This window comes from Pseudomonas sp. 13159349 (assembly GCF_013305685.1).
Classification (GTDB): Bacteria; Pseudomonadota; Gammaproteobacteria; order Pseudomonadales; family Pseudomonadaceae; genus Aquipseudomonas; species Aquipseudomonas asiatica.
Genome location: NZ_CP045553.1, coordinates 4,078,624 through 4,100,160 on the forward strand (window position 1 = coordinate 4,078,624; position 21,537 = coordinate 4,100,160).

At 65.8% G+C, this 21,537-nt stretch carries 11 protein-coding genes; 7 read left to right on the top strand and 4 right to left on the bottom strand.

All coding sequences use genetic code 11. From position 1 onward, the window contains the following. Nucleotides 1-72: 72 nt before the first annotated feature. Entirely contained in the window at nucleotides 73-13,026 is a 12,954-nt protein-coding gene (locus tag GEV38_RS18855; protein WP_054571880.1) for a non-ribosomal peptide synthetase, read from the bottom strand. Between the two features lie 686 nt (nucleotides 13,027-13,712). Between GEV38_RS18855 and GEV38_RS18860 the strand changes: the two genes are divergently transcribed. After that, nucleotides 13,713-14,243, top strand: coding sequence for an RNA polymerase factor sigma-70 (locus tag GEV38_RS18860; RefSeq protein ID WP_015271130.1), 531 nt, complete (start codon nucleotides 13,713-13,715; stop codon nucleotides 14,241-14,243). A gap of 53 nt (nucleotides 14,244-14,296) precedes the next feature. Here the strand turns inward: GEV38_RS18860 and GEV38_RS18865 are convergent, their stop codons facing one another. Both GEV38_RS18865 and GEV38_RS18870 read right to left on the bottom strand, forming a co-directional pair. After that, on the bottom strand, nucleotides 14,297-15,310 hold the full coding sequence (locus GEV38_RS18865) for a GNAT family N-acetyltransferase (protein ID WP_015271131.1): 1,014 nt from the start codon (nucleotides 15,308-15,310) through the stop codon (nucleotides 14,297-14,299). A gap of 63 nt (nucleotides 15,311-15,373) precedes the next feature. Continuing rightward, nucleotides 15,374-16,174, bottom strand: a complete 801-nt coding sequence (locus GEV38_RS18870) for an ABC transporter substrate-binding protein (RefSeq protein WP_015271132.1) — start codon at nucleotides 16,172-16,174, stop codon at nucleotides 15,374-15,376. A 172-nt stretch (nucleotides 16,175-16,346) separates the two neighbouring features. Here GEV38_RS18870 and GEV38_RS18875 point away from each other — a divergent pair, with 172 nt between their 5' ends. Beyond that, on the top strand, nucleotides 16,347-16,898 hold the full coding sequence (locus tag GEV38_RS18875; RefSeq protein WP_003259919.1) for an exonuclease domain-containing protein: 552 nt from the start codon (nucleotides 16,347-16,349) through the stop codon (nucleotides 16,896-16,898). Nucleotides 16,899-16,972: 74 nt separating this feature from the next. Beyond that, a complete protein-coding gene (locus GEV38_RS18880; RefSeq protein ID WP_003259920.1) occupies nucleotides 16,973-17,257 on the top strand; it encodes a pyrimidine/purine nucleoside phosphorylase in 285 nt (94 codons plus the stop codon). 113 nt (nucleotides 17,258-17,370) lie between these two features. Here the strand turns inward: GEV38_RS18880 and GEV38_RS18885 are convergent, their stop codons facing one another. Continuing rightward, on the bottom strand, nucleotides 17,371-18,063 hold the full coding sequence (locus GEV38_RS18885) for an alpha/beta family hydrolase (protein ID WP_054572583.1): 693 nt from the start codon (nucleotides 18,061-18,063) through the stop codon (nucleotides 17,371-17,373). Between the two features lie 50 nt (nucleotides 18,064-18,113). Between GEV38_RS18885 and ccoN the strand changes: the two genes are divergently transcribed. Genes ccoN through ccoP form a run of 4 tightly spaced genes read left to right on the top strand, consistent with a single transcriptional unit; the run spans nucleotide 18,114 to nucleotide 21,298 of the window. After that, the gene (ccoN, locus tag GEV38_RS18890; protein WP_013973491.1) at nucleotides 18,114-19,538 is read left to right on the top strand and encodes a cytochrome-c oxidase, cbb3-type subunit I; all 1,425 of its coding nucleotides are present in this window, start codon (nucleotides 18,114-18,116) and stop codon (nucleotides 19,536-19,538) included. A 13-nt stretch (nucleotides 19,539-19,551) separates the two neighbouring features. Further along, the gene (gene ccoO, locus GEV38_RS18895) at nucleotides 19,552-20,160 is read left to right on the top strand and encodes a cytochrome-c oxidase, cbb3-type subunit II (protein ID WP_013973492.1); all 609 of its coding nucleotides are present in this window, start codon (nucleotides 19,552-19,554) and stop codon (nucleotides 20,158-20,160) included. Nucleotides 20,161-20,165: 5 nt separating this feature from the next. After that, a complete protein-coding gene (locus GEV38_RS18900; RefSeq protein ID WP_015271135.1) occupies nucleotides 20,166-20,360 on the top strand; it encodes a cbb3-type cytochrome c oxidase subunit 3 in 195 nt (64 codons plus the stop codon). Continuing rightward, nucleotides 20,357-21,298 (top strand): cytochrome-c oxidase, cbb3-type subunit III, encoded by a 942-nt coding sequence (ccoP, locus tag GEV38_RS18905; protein ID WP_015271136.1) that lies wholly within the window; start codon nucleotides 20,357-20,359, stop codon nucleotides 21,296-21,298. Before GEV38_RS18900 ends, ccoP begins: the two co-directional genes overlap by 4 nt. Nucleotides 21,299-21,537 lie beyond the last annotated feature (239 nt).

Below are 21,537 nucleotides of genomic sequence, written 5' to 3' on the forward strand. Positions count from 1 at the left end.
CCGCATAGCGGCCCCAGCAATTTCAACTTTTGTGCACCAATCCAGGGGCGGTGCAGGCCTCACCTGCTCAGGTCACAACCCCTCCAGCTCAGCCATAAGGTCACTGAGCCGGTCGACTTTATCGTCATCCAGCACACTGCCCTGCAGCCCCCGCACATACACCGCCAGTTCCTCCACCGTGCTGCACTCGAACATCGCCCGCAGCGGCACGTTCAGTTGCAGCTGCTTCTGCACCCGCGAGGCGATTTGCGTGGCCAGCAGCGAATGCCCGCCCAGCTCGAAGAAGTTGTCGTGCACCCCGACCCGCTCGGCCTTGAGCACATCCGCCCAGATACCGGCCAGTACCTCTTCCAGCTCATTGCGCGGCGCCTGGTAGGCCTGGCTGTGCTGGCCACCGACGTCGATGGCTGGCAGGGCCTTGCGGTCGAGCTTGCCGTTGGCGTTGTGCGGCAGGCTGTCGAACCAGCCCCAGTGCAGTGGCACCATGTACTCCGGCAACTCGGCACGCAGGCGCTGCTTGAGCTGTTCCAGCAACGCAGCGTCGGCTGCAACGCCCTGATGCGCCACCAGGTAACCCACCAGGTGCTTGCCATTGACGCCCTCCTGCACGCCAACGGCAGCGTCGCGGATTTCCGGCTGTTCGTGCAGGCGGGATTCGATTTCGCCCAGTTCGATGCGGTAGCCGCGAATCTTCACCTGATGGTCGATGCGCCCGACATACTCCAGCACCCCGTCCAGGCGCTGCCGCGCCAGGTCGCCAGTGCGATACAGGCGTTCGCCCGGTGCACCATGAGGATGGGGAATGAACGCCAGCGCTGTGCGCACCGGGTCGCCGACATAGCCACGGCCCACGCCGGTGCCGGCCACGCACAACTCACCTGTCGCACCCAGTGGCACCAGTGCCTGGTCCTCGCCGTACAGGTACAGGCGGTTGTTGTCGGTCGGCGTGCCGATCGGCAAGTAACTGCCACGGGTCGAGGCGGCATCGACGCGGAAGAACGCCACGTCATCGGAGCACTCCGCCGGGCCGTAGGCGTTGACCAGGCCGATCTGCGGGTAGCGCTGCAACCACTGCGCCGCCAGCTCCGGAGGCATGGCCTCGCCGGTCGGCAGCATCCAGCGCAGGCCATCGAGGGCCTGGTGGTCGTTGGCCAACATACCCTGGATCAGCGACGGCACGCTCTCCAGCACGCTGATGCCGGTGGCCTGCACATGCGCCAGCAGGCCCTGCGGGTCATGGGCGATGGCATTCGGCACGATCTCCACCCTGGCGCCGAACAGCGGCGCGGCAAGGAACTGCCACACCGAAATGTCGAAGCTCTGCGAGGCCGTCTGGGCGATCACGTCCTGCTCGCCGAGCGCCAGGTACGGCACCTTGCTCAACTGGTTGTTGAGCATGCCGCGCTGCTCGACCATCACCCCCTTCGGCAGGCCGGTGGAGCCTGAGGTGTAGATCACATAGGCGAGGTTATCCGGCCCGCTGTGAATGCCGGGGTTGTGGCTGGCCACCGGGCTGGCCTGGATGTCTTCCCAGACCAGCAGCTGCGGCCGTGCCGCCAACGCAAGCTGGTCCAGCAACTGCCGCCCTTGCCCGGCACAGGCCGCGCTGCACACCAGCACGGGTGTACGGCTGAGCTGGATGATGCTTTGCAGACGCGCCGCCGGCAGGCCCGGGTCCAGTGGCAGGTAGCCGGCGCCGGCCTTGAAGCTGCCGACGATCATGCCCAGCAGCGGTAGCCCACGCTCGGCCAGCAGTGCCACCGGCTGGTCCACGTTCACACCCGCCGCGATCAAGGCATGGCCCAGACGGTTGGCCGCCAGGTTCAAGCCGGCGTAGTCGTAGGATGCGTCCAGGCAGCGGGCCACGGTACGTTGCGGATGCGCGGCCACCTGCGCCTCGAACTGCGCGATGTAACTCTGTTCCAACGGATAGGCGCGCGCGGTGCGGTTGCAGTCTTCCAGCAGGAAGCGCTGCTCTTCCGCACCCAGCAACGGCAGTGCGCTCATCTCCCCTTCAAAGCCTTGCACCAGCGCCAGCAGCAGGCGCTTGAACTCGGCCAGCAGGCGCTCGACGGTCGGGTAGTCGAAATAGCGCTGGTCGAACGACAGGTGCAGGCCAAGGTCATCGCCCGGGTAGCACACTGCGGTCAGCGGGAAGTTGGTGTGGGTACGACCCGAGTCGGAACTGGCATTCAGGTGCTGGGCGTGGTCGAGCACGGCGGTTTCCACCGGCGCGTTCTCGAACACGAACAGGCTGTCGAACAGCGGCTGGCCCTTGGGCAGTTCGCTGCATTCCTGGATGGCCACCAGCGGCAGGTACTCATGCTCGCGCAGCTCCATGTTGTGCTCCAGCAGGCCTTGCAGCCACTGCCGCACGCTGCAGCGCTCACCCGCCACCGGCAATTGCACGCGCAGGGCGACGCTGTTGATGAACAGGCCGACGGTACGCTGCATCTGCGGCATGCTCACCGGGCGCCCGGCCACGGTCACGCCAAAGGCCACGTCGCGGTCGCCACTGTAGCGCGCCAGCACCAGTGCCCAGGCCGCCTGGGCGAAGGTGTTGACGGTGAGCTGGTGGGCCTGGGCCAGTTCGCGCAGGCGCACACCGTCGCTCACCGCCAGGCGGGTGTAACAGTCGCCGACGATCATGCCGCTACCGGCATGGTCGTGGCGCAGCGGGCGGTCGCTGGGGATGGTGGTAGCGCGTTCGAAGCCGGCCAGGTTGGCCTGCCACCAGGCTCGCGCGTCGTCCAGGCCCTGGCGTTGCAGCCAGCCGATGTAGTCGCGGTAGCGCGGTGGCACCGGCAAGCGGGCCTGGCGCCCCTCGCCGAGGGCCTGGTAGATCTCGAAGAAATCGTTCATCAGCAGCGAACGGCACCAGGCATCGATGAGGATGTGGTGGTTGCTCATCATGAACCAGTAGCGCTCGTCGGCCACACGCACCAGGCGCAGGTGGAACGGCGCCTCGCTGAGCAGCGCGAAACCAGCCTCGCGTTCCTGCTTGTGCAGGGCCTGCAGGCGCTGTTCCTGGGCGTCGTCGTCGAGGCCACGCCAGTCCTGATAGTCCACCGGCATGTTGCCCGGTTTGTGGATGATCTGCAGCATCGCCTCGCCGGTGTTCCAGCTGAACGATGCGCGTAGCGCCTCGTGGCGTGCCACCACCGCCTGCCACGCCTGGGCGAAGCGTTCGGGGTCGAGCGCGCTGTTGATGCGGTAGCGGTCCTGCATGTAGTAAAGGCCGGTGCCCGGCTCCAGCAGGGTGTGCAACAGCATGCCCTCCTGCATCGGCGTCAGGGGATAGACATCCTCGATCTGCGCTGCCGGTACCGGCAGCGCGTCGATCTGCGCCTGGGTCAGGTGCGCCAGCGGGAAGTCCGATGGCGTGAAACTGCCGTTGCCATCAGCCAGGCAATGCTCGACCAGCGCCAGCAGCTCCTGACGATAGGCCTCGGCCAGGCAGGCGATGGTCCGCTCGTCGTAGCGTTCGGCACTGAAGGTCCAGCGCAGTTGCAGGGCACCGCCATACACCTGGCCATCGACACTCAGCCAGTTGGACAGCGGTGCATCGAGGTCGTGGGCCAGGCCGGCCGCGGCGTCCAGCGGCTGGAACAGGGCTGTGCTGTCGAACTGCTGGTCGAACTGGCCCAGGTAGTTGAAGGTGATGCGTGCCTGCGGCAGGGCCGCCATCTGCTCACGCACTGCCGTATCGGCCAGGTAGCGCAGCACGCCATAACCCAGCCCTTTATGCGGCACCTGGCGCAGTTGCTCCTTGATGCGCTTGATCGAGCCTGCCCGCGCTGCATCGTCCTCGCCTGGCAGCGGGCGCAGGCTCAGCGGGTAGGCGTTGGTGAACCAGCCGACGCTGCGGGTCAGGTCCATATCTTCGAACAGCCCGTCACGGCCATGGCCTTCAAGCTGTACCAGCACTTCTTCGTCGCCGCTCCAGCGGCACAGGGCACGCGCCAGCGCGGTCAGCAGCAGGTCGTTGACCTGGGTGTGATAGGCCGCCGGGGCCTGCTGCAGCAACTGCCGGGTCTGCTCCACATCCAGGCCGATGGCCAGGGTACGGGCATGGCAGTGCAGGTTGCCGCCCTGCGGGTGATCGCATGGCAGTTCGCGGCGCACGCCGCCCAACTGGCCTTGCCACCAGCCCAGCTCGTCGCGCAGCGAATCACTGCCGGCATAGATGGCCAGGCGTGCGGCCCAGTCGCCCATGGCGTGGGTCTTGGCCGGCAGCGGCTGGCCTCGGTACAGCGCCTGAAGGTCTTCCAGCAGCACGCGCCACGACACGCCATCGACCACCAGGTGATGGATAGCCAGCAACAGGCGCTGGCCGCCCTGCCCGTCATTAACCAGCAAGGCGCGCAACAGTGGGCCCTGTTCCAGGTCGAGGCTGCGTTGCAAATCGGTGTACAGCGGTTGGCAATCGGCGAAGTCGGCGACCGTGGCTGTCCACAGCAATTGCCCGGTGGCAAGCGAAGCATATTCGGCCTGCCAGCGGCCCTGGGCCTGACTGAAGCGCAGGCGCAGGCTGTCGTGGTGCTGCACCAGGTCGGTCAAGGCTCGCTTCAGTACCCCCTCATCCAGCGGCTTGCGTGCCTCCAGCAGAACAGCCTGGTTCCAGTGCTGCGGCTGTGGCACTTTACTGTCGAAGAACCAGTGCTGGATCGGCGTGAGGCCGGCCTGGCCCTGGCGCAGGCCCTGTTCGATGCTGCTGGCGGCTTCGCTGCGCTGAACGATGGCGGCCAGGGTCTGGATGGTCTGATGCTGGAACAGGTCGCGCGGGGTGAACTGCAAGCCGGCCTGGCGGGCCCGGCTGACTACCTGGATCGACAGGATCGAGTCGCCGCCCAGCTCGAAGAAGTTGTCCTGCACGCCGACCCGGGCAACGTTGAGCACGTCGCGCCAGATCTGCGCCAGTTGCGCTTCCACCTCGTTGCCAGGCGCCTGGTACTGCTGGCGTGCCTGTTCCAGGTCCGGCAGCGGCAGCGCACGGCGGTCGAGCTTGCCGTTGCCCATCAGCGGCAGGCTGTCGAGCAGCACCAGGTGCGCCGGCACCATGTAATCCGGCAGGTGCTGGCGGGCATCGGCTTTCACCGCGTCGCGCAGCATGCCCTGGACCTCGCTGTCGGCAGCGGCCTGCCTGCACACCAGGTAACCCACCAGTTGCTTGCCGCCCGGCAGGTCGAGGGCCAGCACCACAGCTTCGTCGACATCGGCATGCGCCTGCAGGCGGCTTTCGATTTCGCCCAGCTCGATACGGAAACCGCGAATCTTCACCTGCTGGTCGGCGCGACCGACGTACTCGACAAGGCCATCGCTGCCCAGGCGCACCAGGTCACCGGTGCGATACAGGCGCCCGCCTTCGCTGCCGAACGGGTCGGCGACGAAGCGCTCGGCGCTTAGGCCCGGGCGGTCGTGGTAACCCTGGGCCAGGCCGGCACCGCCGACATACAGCTCGCCAACACCGCCTTGCGGCAACAGGGCAAGGTCTTCATCGAGGATGTAGGCCGTGCGGCTACCGATGACGCGACCGATCGGTACGCTGCCCAGCTCCGCCGGCAGCGTCTGTGGTGCCAGGCAGGCCAGCGGCATGACCACGGTTTCGGTCGGCCCGTAGGCGTTGAAGAACTGCTGCGGCGCGAAGGACTGGCGGATGCGCTGCAGGTGTTCGCCGGTCAGCGCTTCACCACCGGTAATGACCAGGCGCACTGGCAACTGCTCGCCCTGCCCGGCCAGGTACTGCGCCAACTGGCTGCCGTAGCTTGGCGTGAAGCCAAGAATGCTCACCTGCTGCTCACGCACCAGCTGGCAGATGTCTTCGGCGCCCCACTGCCCCTGGGCACGCAGTACCACGCGGGCGCCACACAGCAGCGGCACCCACAGGCGTTCGCTGGCGGCGTCGAAATTGATCGAATAGAAGTGCAGCTCGCAGTCATCGCCGCGCATACCGAACGCGTCGATCACCGCCTGGCAATGCATGGCGAACTCGCCGTGGCTGACTACCACGCCCTTGGGCTTGCCGGTGGAACCGGAGGTGTAGATCAGGTAGGCCTGGTGCTGCGGCAGGTTGAGGTTGTCCAGCGGCGCATAGCTGTAGGCTGACAGGCTGGCGCTGTCGTCCTCCAGGCTCCAGTGCGCCACGCCTTCGGGCAGCTGCCCCAGGGTTTGCAGCAGCGCGCGCTGGCTTAGCAGCAGGCCGATGCGGCTGTCTTCGATCATGTAGCGCAGGCGGTCGAGCGGGTATTCGGGGTCGAGCGGCACGTAGGCGCCACCGGCCTTGAGGATGGCCAGCAAGCCGATGACCATTTCCAACGAACGCTCCAGTGCCAGGCCCACGCGCACCTGCGGGCCGACGCCACGCTCGCGCAGGGCGCGGGCCAGGCGGTTGGCCTGCTGGTCGAGTTCGGCATAGGTCATGTGCCGGCCGGCAAACGTCAACGCGCCAGCGTGTGGCGTACGCGCAGCCTGGGCGGCGAACAGGCCGTGCACGGTCTGGTCGAGAGCGAGACCCTGCTCGCCCTGCAACCGGCCAGCCAGCAACTGCTGCTCGGCGCTGCTCAGCATCGGCAGCTCGCACAGGCGCTGTTGCGGGTTGTCGAGCAGGCCCACCAGCAATTGCTGCCAATGCTCGGCCATGCGCGCGATGCGTGGTTCGTCGAACAGGTCACGGCTGTAGGTCAGGCAGCAACCCAGGCGGCCGTCGAGGTCGGTCACCTCCAAGTACAGGTCGAACTTGGTGGCGCTGGCGTCGTTGACCAGGTAATCCACCTGCATGCCGGCAAGCTGACGGCTTTGCTGGAAGGCCCAGCGCTGAACGTTGCACATCACCTGGAACAGCGGGTTGTAGGCGCTGCTGCGCGGTGGCTGCAGGGCTTCCACCAGCTGATCGAACGGCAGGTCCTGGTGCGACTGGCCTTCGATGGCAACCTGGCGTACCTGCTCCAGCAACTGTGCGGCGCTCATCTGGCCGTCCAGCTCGCAACGCAGCACCTGGGTGTTGAGGAACGCGCCAATCAGCCCTTCGCTTTCCGGGCGGATGCGGTTGGCCACCGGCGCGCCAATGCGCAAGTCACGCTGGCCGCTGTAGCGGTGCAGCAAGGCGGCCAGGGTGGCAGTCATGGTCATGAACAGGGTCAGGCCGCGCTGGCTGTTGAAGGCATGCACGCGGGAGACCAGCGCCGGGTCGAGCTCGAAGCGGTACAGCTCGCCACGGTGGCTCTGCACTGCCGGGCGCGGGCGGTCGGCAGGCAGCGCCAGTACCGGGTGTTCATCGCCCAGGCGGGCCTGCCAGTAGGCCAGCTGGCGGGCGCCCTCGCCGCTTTCCAGCCATTGCCGTTGCCACACGCTGTAGTCCAGGTACTGCACCGGCAGCGGCGCCAGCGGCGATTCGCGGTCATCGACGAAGGCCTCGTACAGCTCGCCCAGTTCGCGGGCGAAGATGTCCATGGCCCAGCCTTCGGTGACGATATGGTGCAGGGTCAGCACGAAGAAGTGCTCGCGCTCTTCGGCTTTGACCAGGCAGGCACGCAGCAGCGGGCCGCGCTCCAGGTCGAACGGCTGGTGCGCCTGGTCGTCGGCCAGTTGTTGCAGGCGTTGTTGGCGGGCATCGGCGGGCAAGGCGCTGAAGTCCTGCCAGTCGAGGTGCAGGCTGCTGTCTTCGGCCACGCACTGATACGGCACGCCATCGATGCTGGGGAAGGTGGTGCGCAGGGTTTCGTGGCGCACCACCAGCGCCTGCAGCGCTCGCTCGAAGGCATCCACATGCAGGGTGCCGCGCAAGCGCGCCATGCCGCCGACGTTGTACGCCGGGCTGCCCGGCTCCATTTGCCAGAGGAACCACATGCGCTGCTGCGAGTACGACAGCGGCACCGCCTGGCGGCGGTCGACGCGGGCGATTGAACCTTGCAGGTTGCGCTCACCGGCAGCACGAATACGCGTGATCTCGGCACAGAAGGCGCCCAGCTCGCTGGCGTCGAACAGGGCCTTGAGCGGCAGCTCGACATCGCAGGCCTGGCGCGTGCGCGAGACAATTTGAGTGGCCAGCAGCGAATGGCCGCCGAGGGCGAAGAAGTCGTCCTGCAGGCCGATGCGCGGCAAGTTCAGCACCTCGCGCCAGATGGCGGCGACCTGCTGCTGCAACTCGGTTTGCGGCTTGACGTGCTGCCGCTGCTGCCACACCGGGGCCGGCAATGCCTTGCGGTCGACCTTGCCGCTGGGGCCCAGTGGCATCTGCGCCAGCGGGATGAGTTGTGCCGGCACCATGTAGGCCGGTAGTTGTTCAGCCAGCACCGTCAGCAATGCATCAGGCTGGGCGCTGCCACTGTAGTAGCCGACCAGTTGCGCACCTACGGCATCCTTGTGAATCAGCACCAGCGCCTGTTCGACCCCCGCTTGCGCCAGCAGGCAGGCCTGGACTTCCTCGGGTTCGACACGGAAGCCACGCACCTTGACCTGCTGGTCGAGGCGGCCAAGGTATTCCAGCGCCGCGGTCTGCACCTGCCAGCGGGCGCGGTCGCCACTGCGGTACAGGCGCTCGCCATTGCCGTCGGCCCGGGGCACGAAGCGCTCGGCGGTGAGGCCCGGGCGGCCCAGGTAGCCACGGGCCAGGCCTGCACCGCCGAGGTACAGCTCGCCCGGCACACCGGGGGCGGACAGTTCCAGCTCGTCGTCCAGCACACGGCACAGCACATTGCCCAGCGGGCGGCCGATCGGCGAGCGTTCGCCATCGGTGGCCTGGCAGTGCCAGTGGGTGACGTTGATGGCGGTTTCGGTCGGGCCATAGCGGTTGTGCAACTGCACCTGTGGCAGCACCTGCAGCACGCGGTCACGCAGTGCCGCGGACAGCGCTTCGCCACCGGAGAACAGCCGGCGCAGGCTGCCGCAGGCACCCGCCTGCGGCTCCTGGACGAACACCTGCAACAGCGGCGGCACGAAGTGCAGCGTGGTCACGCCATGGGCCTGCACCAACGCGGCGATGCGCTGCGGGTCGCGGTGCTCGCCAGGGCCGGCGAGCACCAGCTTGCAACCGGTCACCAGTGGCCAGAAGCATTCCCACACCGAAACGTCGAAGCTGATCGGCGCCTTCTGCATCAGCACGTCGCTGTCGTCCAGCACATAACTGGCCTGCATCCATTGCAGGCGCTCGGCCAGTGCCGCGTGGGTATTGCCCACGCCCTTGGGCTGGCCGGTGGAGCCGGAGGTGTAGATCACATAGGCCAGGTTGTCGCCATGCAGATGCAACCCGGGGGCATGGCTTGGCCAGCTGTCCAGGTGCAGCTGGTCGAGGGCGATGGCGCTGACGCCATCAACCTGTGGCAGCTTGCCCAGCAGGCTGCTGTGGCTCAGCAACAGGCCAGCGTTGCAGTCGGCGAGCATGTAGGCCAGGCGCTCGGCCGGGTAATCGATGTCCAGCGGCACATAGGCACCACCGGCCTTGAGAATGGCCAGCAGGCCCACCAGCAGCTGCGGCGAACGCTCGATGGCGATGGCCACGCAAGTGTCTGGGCCCACGCCTTTGTCACGCAGGTAGTGGGCCAGACGGTTGGCTTGCTGGTGCAACTCTGCGTAATCCAGGCTGCCACCGTCCCACACCAGGGCGGTGCGCTGCGGGGTCAGGCGTGCCTGTTCATTGAGCTGCTCGACCAGCAGGCGCTGCGGCGGCGCAGCGGGTGCCTCGCCCCAGCTCAGCAGTTGCGCGCGGCCAGGCTCGTCGAGCAGTTGCACCTCGCCCAGCGCCCGCTGCGGCCCGGCACACACCTGCTCGAGCAGGGCCAACAGGTGCTGGGCCAGGCGCTTGACGGTACTGGCATCGAACAATTCGGCGGCATAGTCGAAGGCCAGGCTCAGGCGGCCCTGGTGGTCTTCTTCACTGTGCAGCTGCAAGTCGAACTTGGCTTCGCGACTGTGCCACGGCAGCTCTTCGGCCAGCAGGCCCGGCAGGCGGCGCAGCGCAGACAGGTCACGTTGCTGGTGGTTGAACATGACCTGGAACAGGCCTTGCTCGCGAGCCTCGGGCAGGGCTTCGAGCAGTTGCTCGAACGGCAGGTCCTGGTTGGCCTGGGCATCCAGGGTGGCCTGGCGCACCTGGGCCAGCAACTGGTCGAACGGCAGGCGGCCGTCGAGCTGCGCACGCAGCACCTGGGTGTTGATGAAGAAGCCGACCATGCCTTGGGTTTCCAGGCGCGGGCGGTTGGCGTTGGGCACGCCGACACGGATATCGGCCTGGCCACTGTAGCGGTGCAACAGCGCCTGCCAGCCGGCCAGCAGTACCATGAACAGGCTGGCCTGCTGTTCGCGGGCCAGGCCCTTGAGCGCTTCGGTGAGCCTGGCCGGTACCTTGAGGTTGAAGCGGGCGGCGCGGTGGCCGCGCTGGCTGGTGCGCGGGTGGTCGGTGCACAGGTCGAGCACCGGCAGATCATCCCCCAGACGCGCCTGCCAGTACTGCAGCTGACGCTCGGCTTCGCCTGCGGCCAGCCACTGTCGCTGCCAGGTGCCGTAGTCGGCATAACCCAGGGTCAGCGGTGCCAGGTTGGCCTCAAGGCCCTGGCAGTGGGCGGCGTACAGTTTGGCGAATTCGTCGAGCAGGATGTTCAGCGACCAGCCGTCGGCGACGATATGGTGCAGGGTCACCCATAGTTGATGGTGTTCATCGTCCAGGCGCGCCAGGGTCACCCGCAGCAACGGCCCCCGGGTCAGATCGAACGGCTGGCGAGCTTCGGTTTCACGTTGGGCGGCGACCTGTTCGGCGGCCTGGCCTTCGAGGTCCAGGCGGCGAAGGTCGAACGGCTGCTGCGCCTGGATGCGCTGCAGGGCCTGGCCGTTCTCTTCGGCAAATAGGGTGCGCAGCGATTCATGGCGCGCAACCAGCGCCTGGAAGGCTGTTTCCAGGGCGTTTTCGTCCAGCTCACCGCGCAACTGCAGGCCGGCCGGAATGTTGTAGGCCGCCGACTGCGGGTCCAACTGCCACAGCAACCACAGGCGGTTTTGCGCCAGCGACTGGGGCAGCGCCTGGGTGCGTTCCAGTGTAGCGATGGCACCGACCCGGCCACCGCCTTCGGAGATGATCGCGGCCACGGCCTTGGCGTAGTCAGCCAGTATCGGCGCTTCGAACAGGGTGCGCAGGCCCAGCTCGATGCCCAGTTCATCGGCCAGGCGTGCGGTGGCGTGGGTGGCGGCGATCGAGTTGCCGCCCAGCAGCAGGAAGTGGTCGTCTGCCGCCACCGCCTCGACCTTGAGAATGTCGCGCCACACATCGGCGATGCGCGCCTGCAGTTCATCGCCTGCGCCCACTGAAGCAACGGGCTCGTTCACCTCAGGGAAGCGGGCGTAGCAGTCCAGGCTGCCATCGTCCATGCGCAGGCGGCAGGCCGAACGCTGCAGCTTGCCGCTGGAGGTCTTGGGCAGCGCACCCGGGTTCAGCAGCAGGACCACGGCCGGTGCCTGGCGGCAGGCGTCGGCGATCACCTGGCGCAGGGTCTTGATCAGCTCCTGGGGCTTGATCGCCTTCTGCACGTTGCGGCTGATTTCCACCGCCACGCCAATGCCCTCCTCGCCTTGCTGCTCGACGGCGAACACTGCCACCCGGCCTTTTCGCAGCACATCCACTTCGCGCTCGAGGGTTTTTTCCAGGTCCTGCGGGTACAGGTTCTGCCCGCGCACGATGAGCATGTCCTTCAGGCGGCCGGTGACGAACACTTCGCCTTCGCGCATGAAGCCCAGGTCACCGGTACGCAGCCAGGTCTGGCCGTCCATGTCGACGAAGGTGCGGGCGCTGGCCTCGGGGTTGCGCCAGTAGCCCAGGGCGATGCTCGGGCCGGCGGCCCAGATCTCGCCCACCTGGTTGTCGTCCAGCACCTGCAGGCGTTGTGGTTCGACAATGCGCACGGCATGCCCGGGCTGCGGGTAGCCACAGCTCATCAGCACACTGCCCTTGCCAGGCTCCGCACGGTTGGCGGCGAAGGCTTCGGCGTCCAGCTCCAGCGCGGCGATGCCCTGGCCACGGCGACTACCGCTGACGAACAGGGTCGCCTCGGCCAGGCCGTAGCTGGCGAAGAAGCTCTGCGGGTCGAAGCCGCAGGCCTGGAACTTGTCGGCAAAGGCCGCCAGGCTGTCCTGGCGGATCGGCTCGGAGCCAGAATAGGCCACCCGCCAGCGGCTTAGGTCGAGCCCGGCCAGGGAGGCCTCGCTGACCCGCTCGCTGCACAACCGGTAGGCAAAGTCGGGGCCGCCGCTGATGGTGCCGCCGTATTCGCTGATGGCCTGCAACCAGCGCAGCGGCCGGGCCAGGAAGTAGCCCGGCGACATCAGCACACAGGGCACGCCGCTGAAGATCGGCTGCAGCAGGCCGCCGATCAGGCCCATGTCGTGGTACAGCGGCAGCCAGCTGACGATCACATCGTCTGGGTTGAGGTCGATGCCAAAGCCTTGGCGGATCAGTTGTTCGTTGGCCACCAGGTTGCCATGGCTGACCTGCACGCCCTTGGGCAGTGCTGTGGAGCCGGAGGTGTATTGCAGGAAGGCGATGTCATCACCCTTGAGCGCGGGTTCGCGCCAGTTTGCAGCCAGTGCCGGGTCCAGGCCATCCACCGCCAGCAGCTCGGGGGCGTTGGCCGCTGTCAGGGCCTCCAGGCCCTGCAGGCTGTCGCGCAGGGCCGCGACGGTCAGCAGCAGGCGCGGCTCTGCGTCGTCGATGATCGACAGCAAGCGCTGCTGGTGGTGCTGGCGCGCGGACTCCGGCGGGTAGGCCGGCACCGCAATCACGCCGGCATACAAGCAGCCGAAGAACGCCGCCACATAGTCTGGCCCGCTGGGGAACAACAGCACTGCGCGGTCGCCGAAACCGGCCCGGCTTTGCAAGGCAGCAGCGATGGTGCGTGCGCGCTGGTCGAGGTCCCGGTAGCTGAGCACGGCCTGCTCGCCGGGAGCGTCGGCCAGAAAGCGCAAGGCGACTTTGTCCGGGGTCTGCGCGGCGCGTTGCGCCAGGGCCTGGACCAGCGAGAGCGGGAGTTCGAAGGCGTCCGTCATGGGGTGTTCCTGCCAGTGTCTGGTTGGGTCGGGCCGGCTGCTGCGCGAACGTGGGCGCAGCGGCATGTGGCGGCCTGAGGTGTACACAGGGGAACGGATGGGCGGGGGGAGAAATTAGCGGTGGTGAGGCTTTGGGGGGGGCGTGAGGGTTGCCGGGGGTTTGCCTTGAGAGATGTTGCGCCTGGGAGATCGAGCGCCGCCCGCGCGGCGCTTCGCGAGTATTCACCTTGACACTTTCTGCGCCTGTGAGATCGAGCGCCGCCCGCGCGGCGCTTCGCGGGACAAGCCCGCTCCCCCACATTTGTTGCAACGTGGCCATGCCTGTGGGAGAGGCGTTGTCAGCTTTGGTACAAGGCTTGAGACAAGTGGGGCGACAGCAATGCCAACTCAGGAATCCAGCCAGCCCAACAAGGCTGGCAACCATGGCCTGTCAGGTTCGGCACGTTGCAACAAATGTGGGAGCGGGCTTGCCCCGCGAAGCGCCGCGCGGGCGGCGCTCGATCTCACAGGCGCTGAAAATGCCCTGACATGCACCTAGCCACCCTCACACCTTAGAACTGAAATCACATGAAACTAATTACATTTCGCATTTGACAATCATTATCATTCTGAATAGCTTGTCGCCCGTCGTAGGAAGCTTCCCAAATTTGGGTGCGTCCTTTCCCCTCTGTGACAAGGTGATTTCCATGGCGGAACAACTATCCACAAGTAAGTGCGATTCACCATTACTGCAGGCCTTCGTCGACAACCGCAGCATTCTGGTCAAGATCGCTGCCCGCATTACCGGCTGTCGATCGCGCGCCGAAGATGTGGTGCAGGACGCCTTTTTCCGGCTCAGCGCCGCCCCGCAGATCACATCGTCGTTCAAGGCGCAGCTGAGCTACCTGTTCCAGATCGTGCGCAACCTGGCCATCGACCACTATCGCAAGCAGGCGATGGAGTTGAAGTACTCCGGCAGCGAGGAGGAAGGCCTTAACGTAGTCGTGCAAAACGCCTCCCCCGAAGCCACCCACATCAACCTTGCCGCGCTGGATGACATTGCCGAGGCGCTGAACGAACTGCCCCAGCGCACCCGCTATGCCTTCGAGATGTACCGCCTGCATGGCGTGCCGCAGAAGGACATTGCCAAGGAGCTGGGAGTGTCGCCGACGCTGGTCAACTTCATGATCCGCGATGCGCTGGTGCATTGCCGCAAGACGGCCAGTCGGCAGGCCTGATCAGGCAGAGTCTGCTTCTTCGCGGGCACGCCCGCGAAGAAGCCACCCCGATATCAAGCCAGTTTGCAACGATCGAAAAACCGTTCCCGCCCCAGAATCATCAACGCCGCACGCTTGTGCGGGAAGTCGAACTCCTTGTCGCAATGGAAGCACTGGTCGTGCATGTAGCCGATCATCTTGCCGTTGTCGGCACGCGGCTCGGCCACCACCCGCTGGGTGCGCGGGTCATCCAGGAACAGGTAGTGCACCAGCGCCGATAGCCAGCTGGCCACCTTGTGCGGCCCGCGGTGGCTCTCCTCCCCCACCAGCATATGGATGCCACGGTCGTAGTCATCGGCCGGGTAGAACGGCGCAATGCGGTCTTCCTTGGCCCAGTACGCCTCGAAGTAGGCAAACGGCTGGTCATCGAAGCAACCGATCAGCGTCAGGGCATGCGGATCGGCCTCGAGCTTGCCCAGGTATTCGCGATGCTGCGCAAGGGTGCCACCCTCCTGCCAGAACGCCTCCACCCGCGGGTTGTTCTGCCAGCGGTTGAAGCGCTCCAGGTCATGCTCGATCTCCAAGGTACGCAGCGATACCCAACTGCCCAGGCGCGTATCGAAGCGCCGGTACACCTCGCCACGAGGCTTGGGCGCGCGGCGTGGGTGGCGCTTGCCGTTGCTGATCTGCATCTGCTGTGGGTAGGCCACGCTGGCCGACTCGCCCAGCCACGGCTGTGGCAGCTGCCAGAACAGCGCCCGCTCGCACAGGTATTGGCCAGGCTGCTCGCCGGCCAGCAGCAGGCCACTGGTCAATGCCTGAGGCAACGGCTCGGGCAGGTGCCAGGCAAGACGCTGGCAGGCCGCATCGCGGGCCAGCAGCCAATAACAGGCGGCCCACAAGGCCACATAGGGGCGCTCGGGGCACAGCCGCTCGAGGTGGACATGCAGAGTAGCACCCATCTCCAGGCGCAACTGGATCAACGCGCGGCCTTCGAGGGACAGGCTCAGCCAGCTGTCCCCCTCCTCGGCACTGAGGCTGCGCCAGCGTGGCGCTGACTGGGGCTGTGATGCGGCATCGAACGGCATGGGCTTGACTCGCGGCAATGAAAGAAAGGCTCACTGCTGAGAACGTTGCCGCATCACGGGAATTTAGTCGCGCGGGGCCGCTACCGTGATGCGGTAGGGCTCGAAGATGCGCGCCAGCTCGCCACTGTCGCGCAGGGCCCGCAGCAGCGCCGCGAACGACTGCTCGCCGATGGGCGCCCCCGGGCGCAACAAGGCGTAGTGATGGTAGACCTGGTCAATGCGTTGCGAGGGCACCAACCGCTCCCGGCTGGCCGGGTTGCGTGCCAGGAAATCGCTGAGGTAGGAACGCGTGACCAGGGCGATGTCGGCGCGGCCTGCCTGCACCATCAGCAGGTTGCTGTCGTGGGAGTAGGTCAGGGTCGCGTTGTAGGCGGTGCGCAGGTATTCGGGGTCGGAGTTGAAGCCGGCGAACGCATAGTGATAGCCATTGAACAACGCCAGGCGCTTGCCGTTCAAGTCGTCGAAGTAATGCGGGTCACCGCCATTGGCTTGGCGAGCGACGAACACCTCGGCGTCTTCCAGGCCCATGTCCACGGTCTTGTGGGGAATCTGCTGCCAGCCCCATTGCGGGTTCTCGAAAATGGCCATGTCGGTACGGCCTTGCTGGAAGTCGCCGAAACGCCTCTGAATGGACGTGGGTACCAGAACGAAGCGGTAGTGCTGCTGCGCGCGGTTGAGCGCGTCGACCAACTGCGGCAGAAGACCGGTGTCGGCACCCTGCTCCGGGCGCACGGTGTAGGGCGGAAAATGCGCCGCGCCAATCTTCACTTCAACGGTACTTGCCGCCCATGCCGGCACCGCCAGCCAGAACACGGCCAGCAGCATCAGGGAAGACAGGGCCTTCAGGCCGGTCGCTGGAGTCAAGACGGACACTCATCACGGTTCATGCCGGGGTCCGCCTAAGCTAGGCGTTTTCCGGGCCGGACACAACTGCCGGTTAGTGGCCCTTTGCGCCAAAGCTGCGGGCAAACTGCCAGGGGATGCCGGATGCCCGGAGTTTCGCTACGCTCTAGCAGGATCTGCAAGGGAGCCTGGTATGGGCCACTGGTTGGTGATCGACCTGGAAGCCACCACCGACGATGGTGGGTGGCCGGTCACAGAGATGGAAGTCATTGAAATCGGCGCAAGCCTGGTTACCCGCGATGGCCGCGAGGTCGACCACTTCCAGCGCTTCGTGAAGCCTCGGCGGCGGCCGCAGCTGACCCCGTTCTGCCGTGAGCTGACCCACATCAGCCAGGCCAGCGTGGACAGTGCCGCGTCGTTCCGCGAGGTATGGGCAAGCTTCGAGCGCTGGCTCGGGCACCACCGCGGGCAGCTTCAGGCCTGGGTCAGCTGGGGCGACTACGACCGCCAGCAGTTGCACCAGGAGTGGCAGCAGCATGGGCTGGACAGCCTGCTGCGGACCCTGCCGCACATCAACCTCAAGCAACGCTTCGCCAAGGCCCGCCACCTGCAGCGCCCCGCTGGGCTGAACGGTGCACTGCAGCTGGCCGGCATGCACTTTTGCGGGCAGCAGCACCGGGCCCTGGAAGATGCGCGCAATACCGCGCGGCTGCTGCCGTTGAGCCTGCCGGCAGACGCTACCTGAAAGCAGATGACGGAGCCGGTGGGCTTGGGCATACTGGCCAGCCCTTTTTCATCCCCCCTTTTCAGGAGTCGCCCATGTTCCAGGTCAACGAGTACTTCAACGGCACCGTCAAGTCGATCGCATTCGCGGGCGAAGAAGGCCCGGCCACTGTCGGTGTGATGGCCCCGGGCGAATACGAGTTCGGCACTGCCAAGCGCGAGATCATGCACGTGGTTTCGGGTGCGCTGACCGTGAAGCTGCCAGGTAGCGACAACTGGGAAACCTTCAAGGCGGGCGACAAGTTCAACGTGCCGGCTGACAGCAAGTTCCAGCTGCAGGTGAAGGTGGATACCGCCTACCTGTGCGAGTACCGCGACTAAGCGTCAGCCTGGTCCGGCCTCTTCGCGGGCATGCCCGCTCCTACAGGTTCACTACAAGCTTGCGGGCCTGTGCGGTACCTGTGGGAGCGGGCAAGCCCGCGAACAATCCAGCACTATTGCGACAGGAATGCCGCAACCTTCTCAGCCGCCGCCTGCAAGTGCTGCTCATGGCTGAACCCCGAGGCCTTCAGCGGCTTCAGGTCATGGTCCCCCGCCACCAGCCAGCTCACCTCGATCGCCGGCGATAACGCATACCCTGCCACCGCCTCGCGGTTACCCAGTGCATCCCGCTCGCCCTGCACGATCAACGTCGGCGTCTTCAATTCGGCCAGGTGCTCGACCCGTGGCTTTTCCGGTTTGCCCACCGCATAGAACGGATAGCCCAGGCACACCAGTGCATCCGCTTCCAGTTCATCGGCCAGCAGGCTGGCCATGCGCCCGCCCATGGATTTGCCACCCACTGCCAATTTGCCCGCGACCAAAGGTCGCACCTGCCGGTACACCTCGCGCCAGCATTCCAGCAACACCCTCTGCGGGTTCGGCGGCCGCTTGCCGCCGGCAACCCTGCGCTCGGCCATGTACGGGAACTCGAAGCGCACTACCGCTACCCCAAGCGCCGCAAGCCTTTGCGCCATTTCGTCCATGAACCCGCTGTCCATCGGCGCACCTGCGCCATGAGCCAGGATCAGGCAGCCCTTGTAGCCGTCCTTGCCCCGAACGTGCGGGGGATCGCAGCGCAAGCCTGGGACATTTCCGACCTTCGCCCATTGATCCCCGTCAATACCGGCACTTTGCCCATTAATCATGCTTGCCTCGCTGTAAAGCCTGCCAAATAACCGTGGATGGGAACCCATACATGAACACAACCAGCAGTACCGCCTATAACTACAAGGTGGTCCGCCAATTCGCCATCATGACGGTGGTGTGGGGAATCGTCGGGATGGGGCTCGGCGTCTTCATCGCCGCCCAGCTCGCCTGGCCCTCCCTCAACTTCGACCTCCCCTGGACCAGCTTCGGCCGCCTGCGCCCCCTGCATACCAATGCGGTGATCTTCGCCTTCGGCGGCTGTGCGCTGTTCGCCACCTCCTATTATTCGGTGCAACGTACCTGCCAGACCACCCTGTTCGCACCGGGCCTGGCCGCGTTCACCTTCTGGGGCTGGCAACTGGTGATCCTGCTGGCGGCCATCAGCCTGCCGCTGGGTTACACCAGCTCCAAGGAATACGCCGAACTGGAATGGCCGATCGACATCCTGATCACCATCGTCTGGGTGAGCTACGCCATCGTGTTCTTCGGCACGCTGATGAAGCGCAACACCAAGCACATCTACGTCGGTAACTGGTTCTTCGGCGGCTTCATCCTCACCGTGGCGATGCTGCACGTCGTCAACAACCTGGAACTGCCGGTCAGCCTGACCAAGTCCTACTCGGTCTATGCCGGTGCCACCGATGCCATGGTGCAGTGGTGGTATGGCCACAACGCCGTGGGCTTCTTCCTGACCGCAGGCTTCCTGGGGATGATGTACTACTACGTGCCCAAGCAGGCCGAACGCCCGGTGTATTCCTATCGCCTGTCGATCGTGCACTTCTGGGCGCTGATCACCCTGTACATCTGGGCCGGCCCGCACCACCTGCACTACACCGCCCTGCCCGACTGGGCGCAGTCGCTGGGCATGGTGATGTCGCTGATCCTGCTGGCACCAAGCTGGGGCGGCATGATCAACGGCATGATGACCCTGTCCGGCGCCTGGCACAAACTGCGCAGCGACCCGATCCTGCGTTTCCTGGTGGTGTCGCTGGCGTTCTACGGCATGTCCACCTTCGAAGGCCCGATGATGGCCATCAAGACGGTCAACGCCCTGTCCCACTACACCGACTGGACCATCGGCCACGTGCACGCCGGCGCCCTCGGCTGGGTGGCGATGATCTCGATCGGCGCGCTGTACCACACCATCCCGAAAGTGTTCGGCAAGGAGCGCATGTACAGCATCGGCCTGATCAACGCGCACTTCTGGCTGGCCACCATCGGCACCGTGCTGTACATCGCCTCGATGTGGGTCAACGGCATCGCCCAAGGCCTGATGTGGCGCGCGGTCAACAGCGACGGCACGCTCACCTACTCGTTCGTGGAAACCCTGGTGGCCAGCCACCCAGGCTTCATCGTGCGCTTCGTCGGCGGTGCGATCTTCCTCAGCGGCATGTTCCTGATGGCCTGGAACACCTGGCGCACCGTGCGTTCGCCGGCGCTCGATGTCGCCCCTGCGAACGCCCAGCTGGCTTGAGGAGACCTGCCTGATGAAACATGAAGTCATCGAGAAAAACGTCGGCCTGCTGGCCCTGCTGATGGTGTTCGCCGTCAGCATCGGCGGCCTGACCCAGATCGTCCCGTTGTTCTTCCAGGACGTCACCAACAAGCCGGTGGAAGGCATGAAGCCCTACACCGCGCTGCAGCTGGAAGGCCGCGATATCTACATCCGCGAAGGCTGCGTGGGCTGCCACTCGCAGATGATCCGCCCGTTCCGTGCCGAAACCGAGCGCTATGGCCACTACTCGGTGGCTGGTGAAAGCGTGTGGGACCACCCGTTCCTGTGGGGCTCCAAGCGCACCGGGCCGGACCTGGCCCGGGTCGGTGGCCGCTACTCGGACGACTGGCACCGTGCGCACCTGTACAACCCGCGCAACGTGGTACCGGAGTCGAAGATGCCGTCGTACCCATGGCTGGTCGCCCAGCAGGTCGACAACAGCCATACCGACACCAAGATGCGCACCCTGCGCACCCTGGGCGTGCCGTACACCGACGATGACATCGCCGGGGCCCGCGACGCGGTCAAGGGCAAGACCGAGATGGACGCCCTGGTCGCCTACCTGCAGGTGCTCGGCACCGCGATCAAGAACAAGAGGTGAATGCGATGGGAATGGACATCGGCATGATCCGCGGCCTGGGCACCCTGGTGGTGATGATCGCCTTCATCGGCCTCACCCTGTGGGTATTCAACCGCCGCCGCGACCGTGATTTCGCCGAAGCGCGCCTGCTGCCCTTCGTCGACGACCGCCTGCCCTCTGCCGGACAGAAACCTGCTGCAAAAAGGAGTAACGGGCAATGACCACCTTCTGGAGTACGTACATCTGCGTACTGACCATCGGTAGCCTGATTGGCCTGACCTGGCTGCTGCTCGCCACCCGCAAGGGCCAGAGCAACAACACCACCGACCAGACCATGGGCCACAGCTTCGACGGCATCGAGGAATACGACAACCCGCTGCCCAAGTGGTGGTTCTGGCTGTTCGTCGGCACCCTGGTGTTCTCGGTCGGCTACCTGATCCTCTACCCGGGCCTGGGCAACTGGAAGGGCATCCTGCCGGGCTATGAAAATGGCTGGACCGGCGCCAACGAATGGCAGAAGGAAATGGACAAGGCCGACGCAAAATTCGGCCCGATCTTTGCCAAGTACGCCGCCATGCCCGTGGAAGAAGTGGCCAAGGACCCGCAGGCGCTGAAAATGGGCAGCCGCCTGTTCGCCTCCAACTGCTCGGTGTGCCACGGCTCGGACGCCAAGGGTGCCTATGGCTTCCCCAACCTCACCGACAAGGACTGGCGCTGGGGCGGCGAAGCGGAAACCATCAAGGCGTCGATCATGAACGGTCGTCACGGCGTGATGCCGGCCTGGGCCGAAGTGATCGGCGAGCAGGGCGTGGCGGATGTGGCCGCGTTCGTGCTCACCAACCTCGATGGCCGCAGCCTGCCGGAAGGGGTCAAGGCTGACGCCGCCAAGGGCAAGGAGATCTTTGCCGGCAACTGCGTGGCCTGCCACGGACCTGAAGGCAAAGGCACCCCGGCCATGGGCGCGCCAGACCTGACTCACCCGCAGGCGTTCATCTACGGTTCGAGCTTTGCCCAGCTGCAGCAGACCATTCGCTATGGTCGCCAGGGTCAGATGCCGGCGCAGGCGGAGATCCAGGGCAACGACAAGGTGCACCTGCTGGCGGCGTATGTGTATAGCCTGTCGCAGGATGGTGCTGCTGAAACCGTGACTGCCAAGTAATACCGCCCAGGGGCCGCTTTGCGGCCCTATCGCGACACAAGGCCGCTCCTACAAGGGATTGCGTACTTCCTGTAGGAGCGGCCTTGTGTCGCGACGGGCTGCAAAGCAGCCCCATTCCCACCTTGCCCCCGCTCTACCCTCCCTTGCACCCCCTCCGAACAGAACTAAGCTTGTTGCCTCAGTGGGCCTCGCTCCGAAAGGACCGAAGCAGACGCGGCGCGTAGCCTGTCGCCGTCCCG

Bases quoted from the DNA above. Each gene is read 5' to 3' on its own strand.
- GEV38_RS18900 (WP_015271135.1), top strand. From the start codon at position 20,166: ATGGGAATGGACATCGGCATGATCCGCGGCCTGGGCACCCTGGTGGTG.
- ccoO (WP_013973492.1), top strand. From the start codon at position 19,552: ATGAAACATGAAGTCATCGAGAAAAACGTCGGCCTGCTGGCCCTGCTG.
- ccoN (WP_013973491.1), top strand. From the start codon at position 18,114: ATGAACACAACCAGCAGTACCGCCTATAACTACAAGGTGGTCCGCCAA.
- GEV38_RS18885 (WP_054572583.1), bottom strand. From the start codon at position 18,063: ATGATTAATGGGCAAAGTGCCGGTATTGACGGGGATCAATGGGCGAAG.
- ccoP (WP_015271136.1), top strand. From the start codon at position 20,357: ATGACCACCTTCTGGAGTACGTACATCTGCGTACTGACCATCGGTAGC.
- GEV38_RS18880 (WP_003259920.1), top strand. From the start codon at position 16,973: ATGTTCCAGGTCAACGAGTACTTCAACGGCACCGTCAAGTCGATCGCA.
- GEV38_RS18875 (WP_003259919.1), top strand. From the start codon at position 16,347: ATGGGCCACTGGTTGGTGATCGACCTGGAAGCCACCACCGACGATGGT.
- GEV38_RS18865 (WP_015271131.1), bottom strand. From the start codon at position 15,310: ATGCCGTTCGATGCCGCATCACAGCCCCAGTCAGCGCCACGCTGGCGC.
- GEV38_RS18855 (WP_054571880.1), bottom strand. From the start codon at position 13,026: ATGACGGACGCCTTCGAACTCCCGCTCTCGCTGGTCCAGGCCCTGGCG.
- GEV38_RS18860 (WP_015271130.1), top strand. From the start codon at position 13,713: ATGGCGGAACAACTATCCACAAGTAAGTGCGATTCACCATTACTGCAG.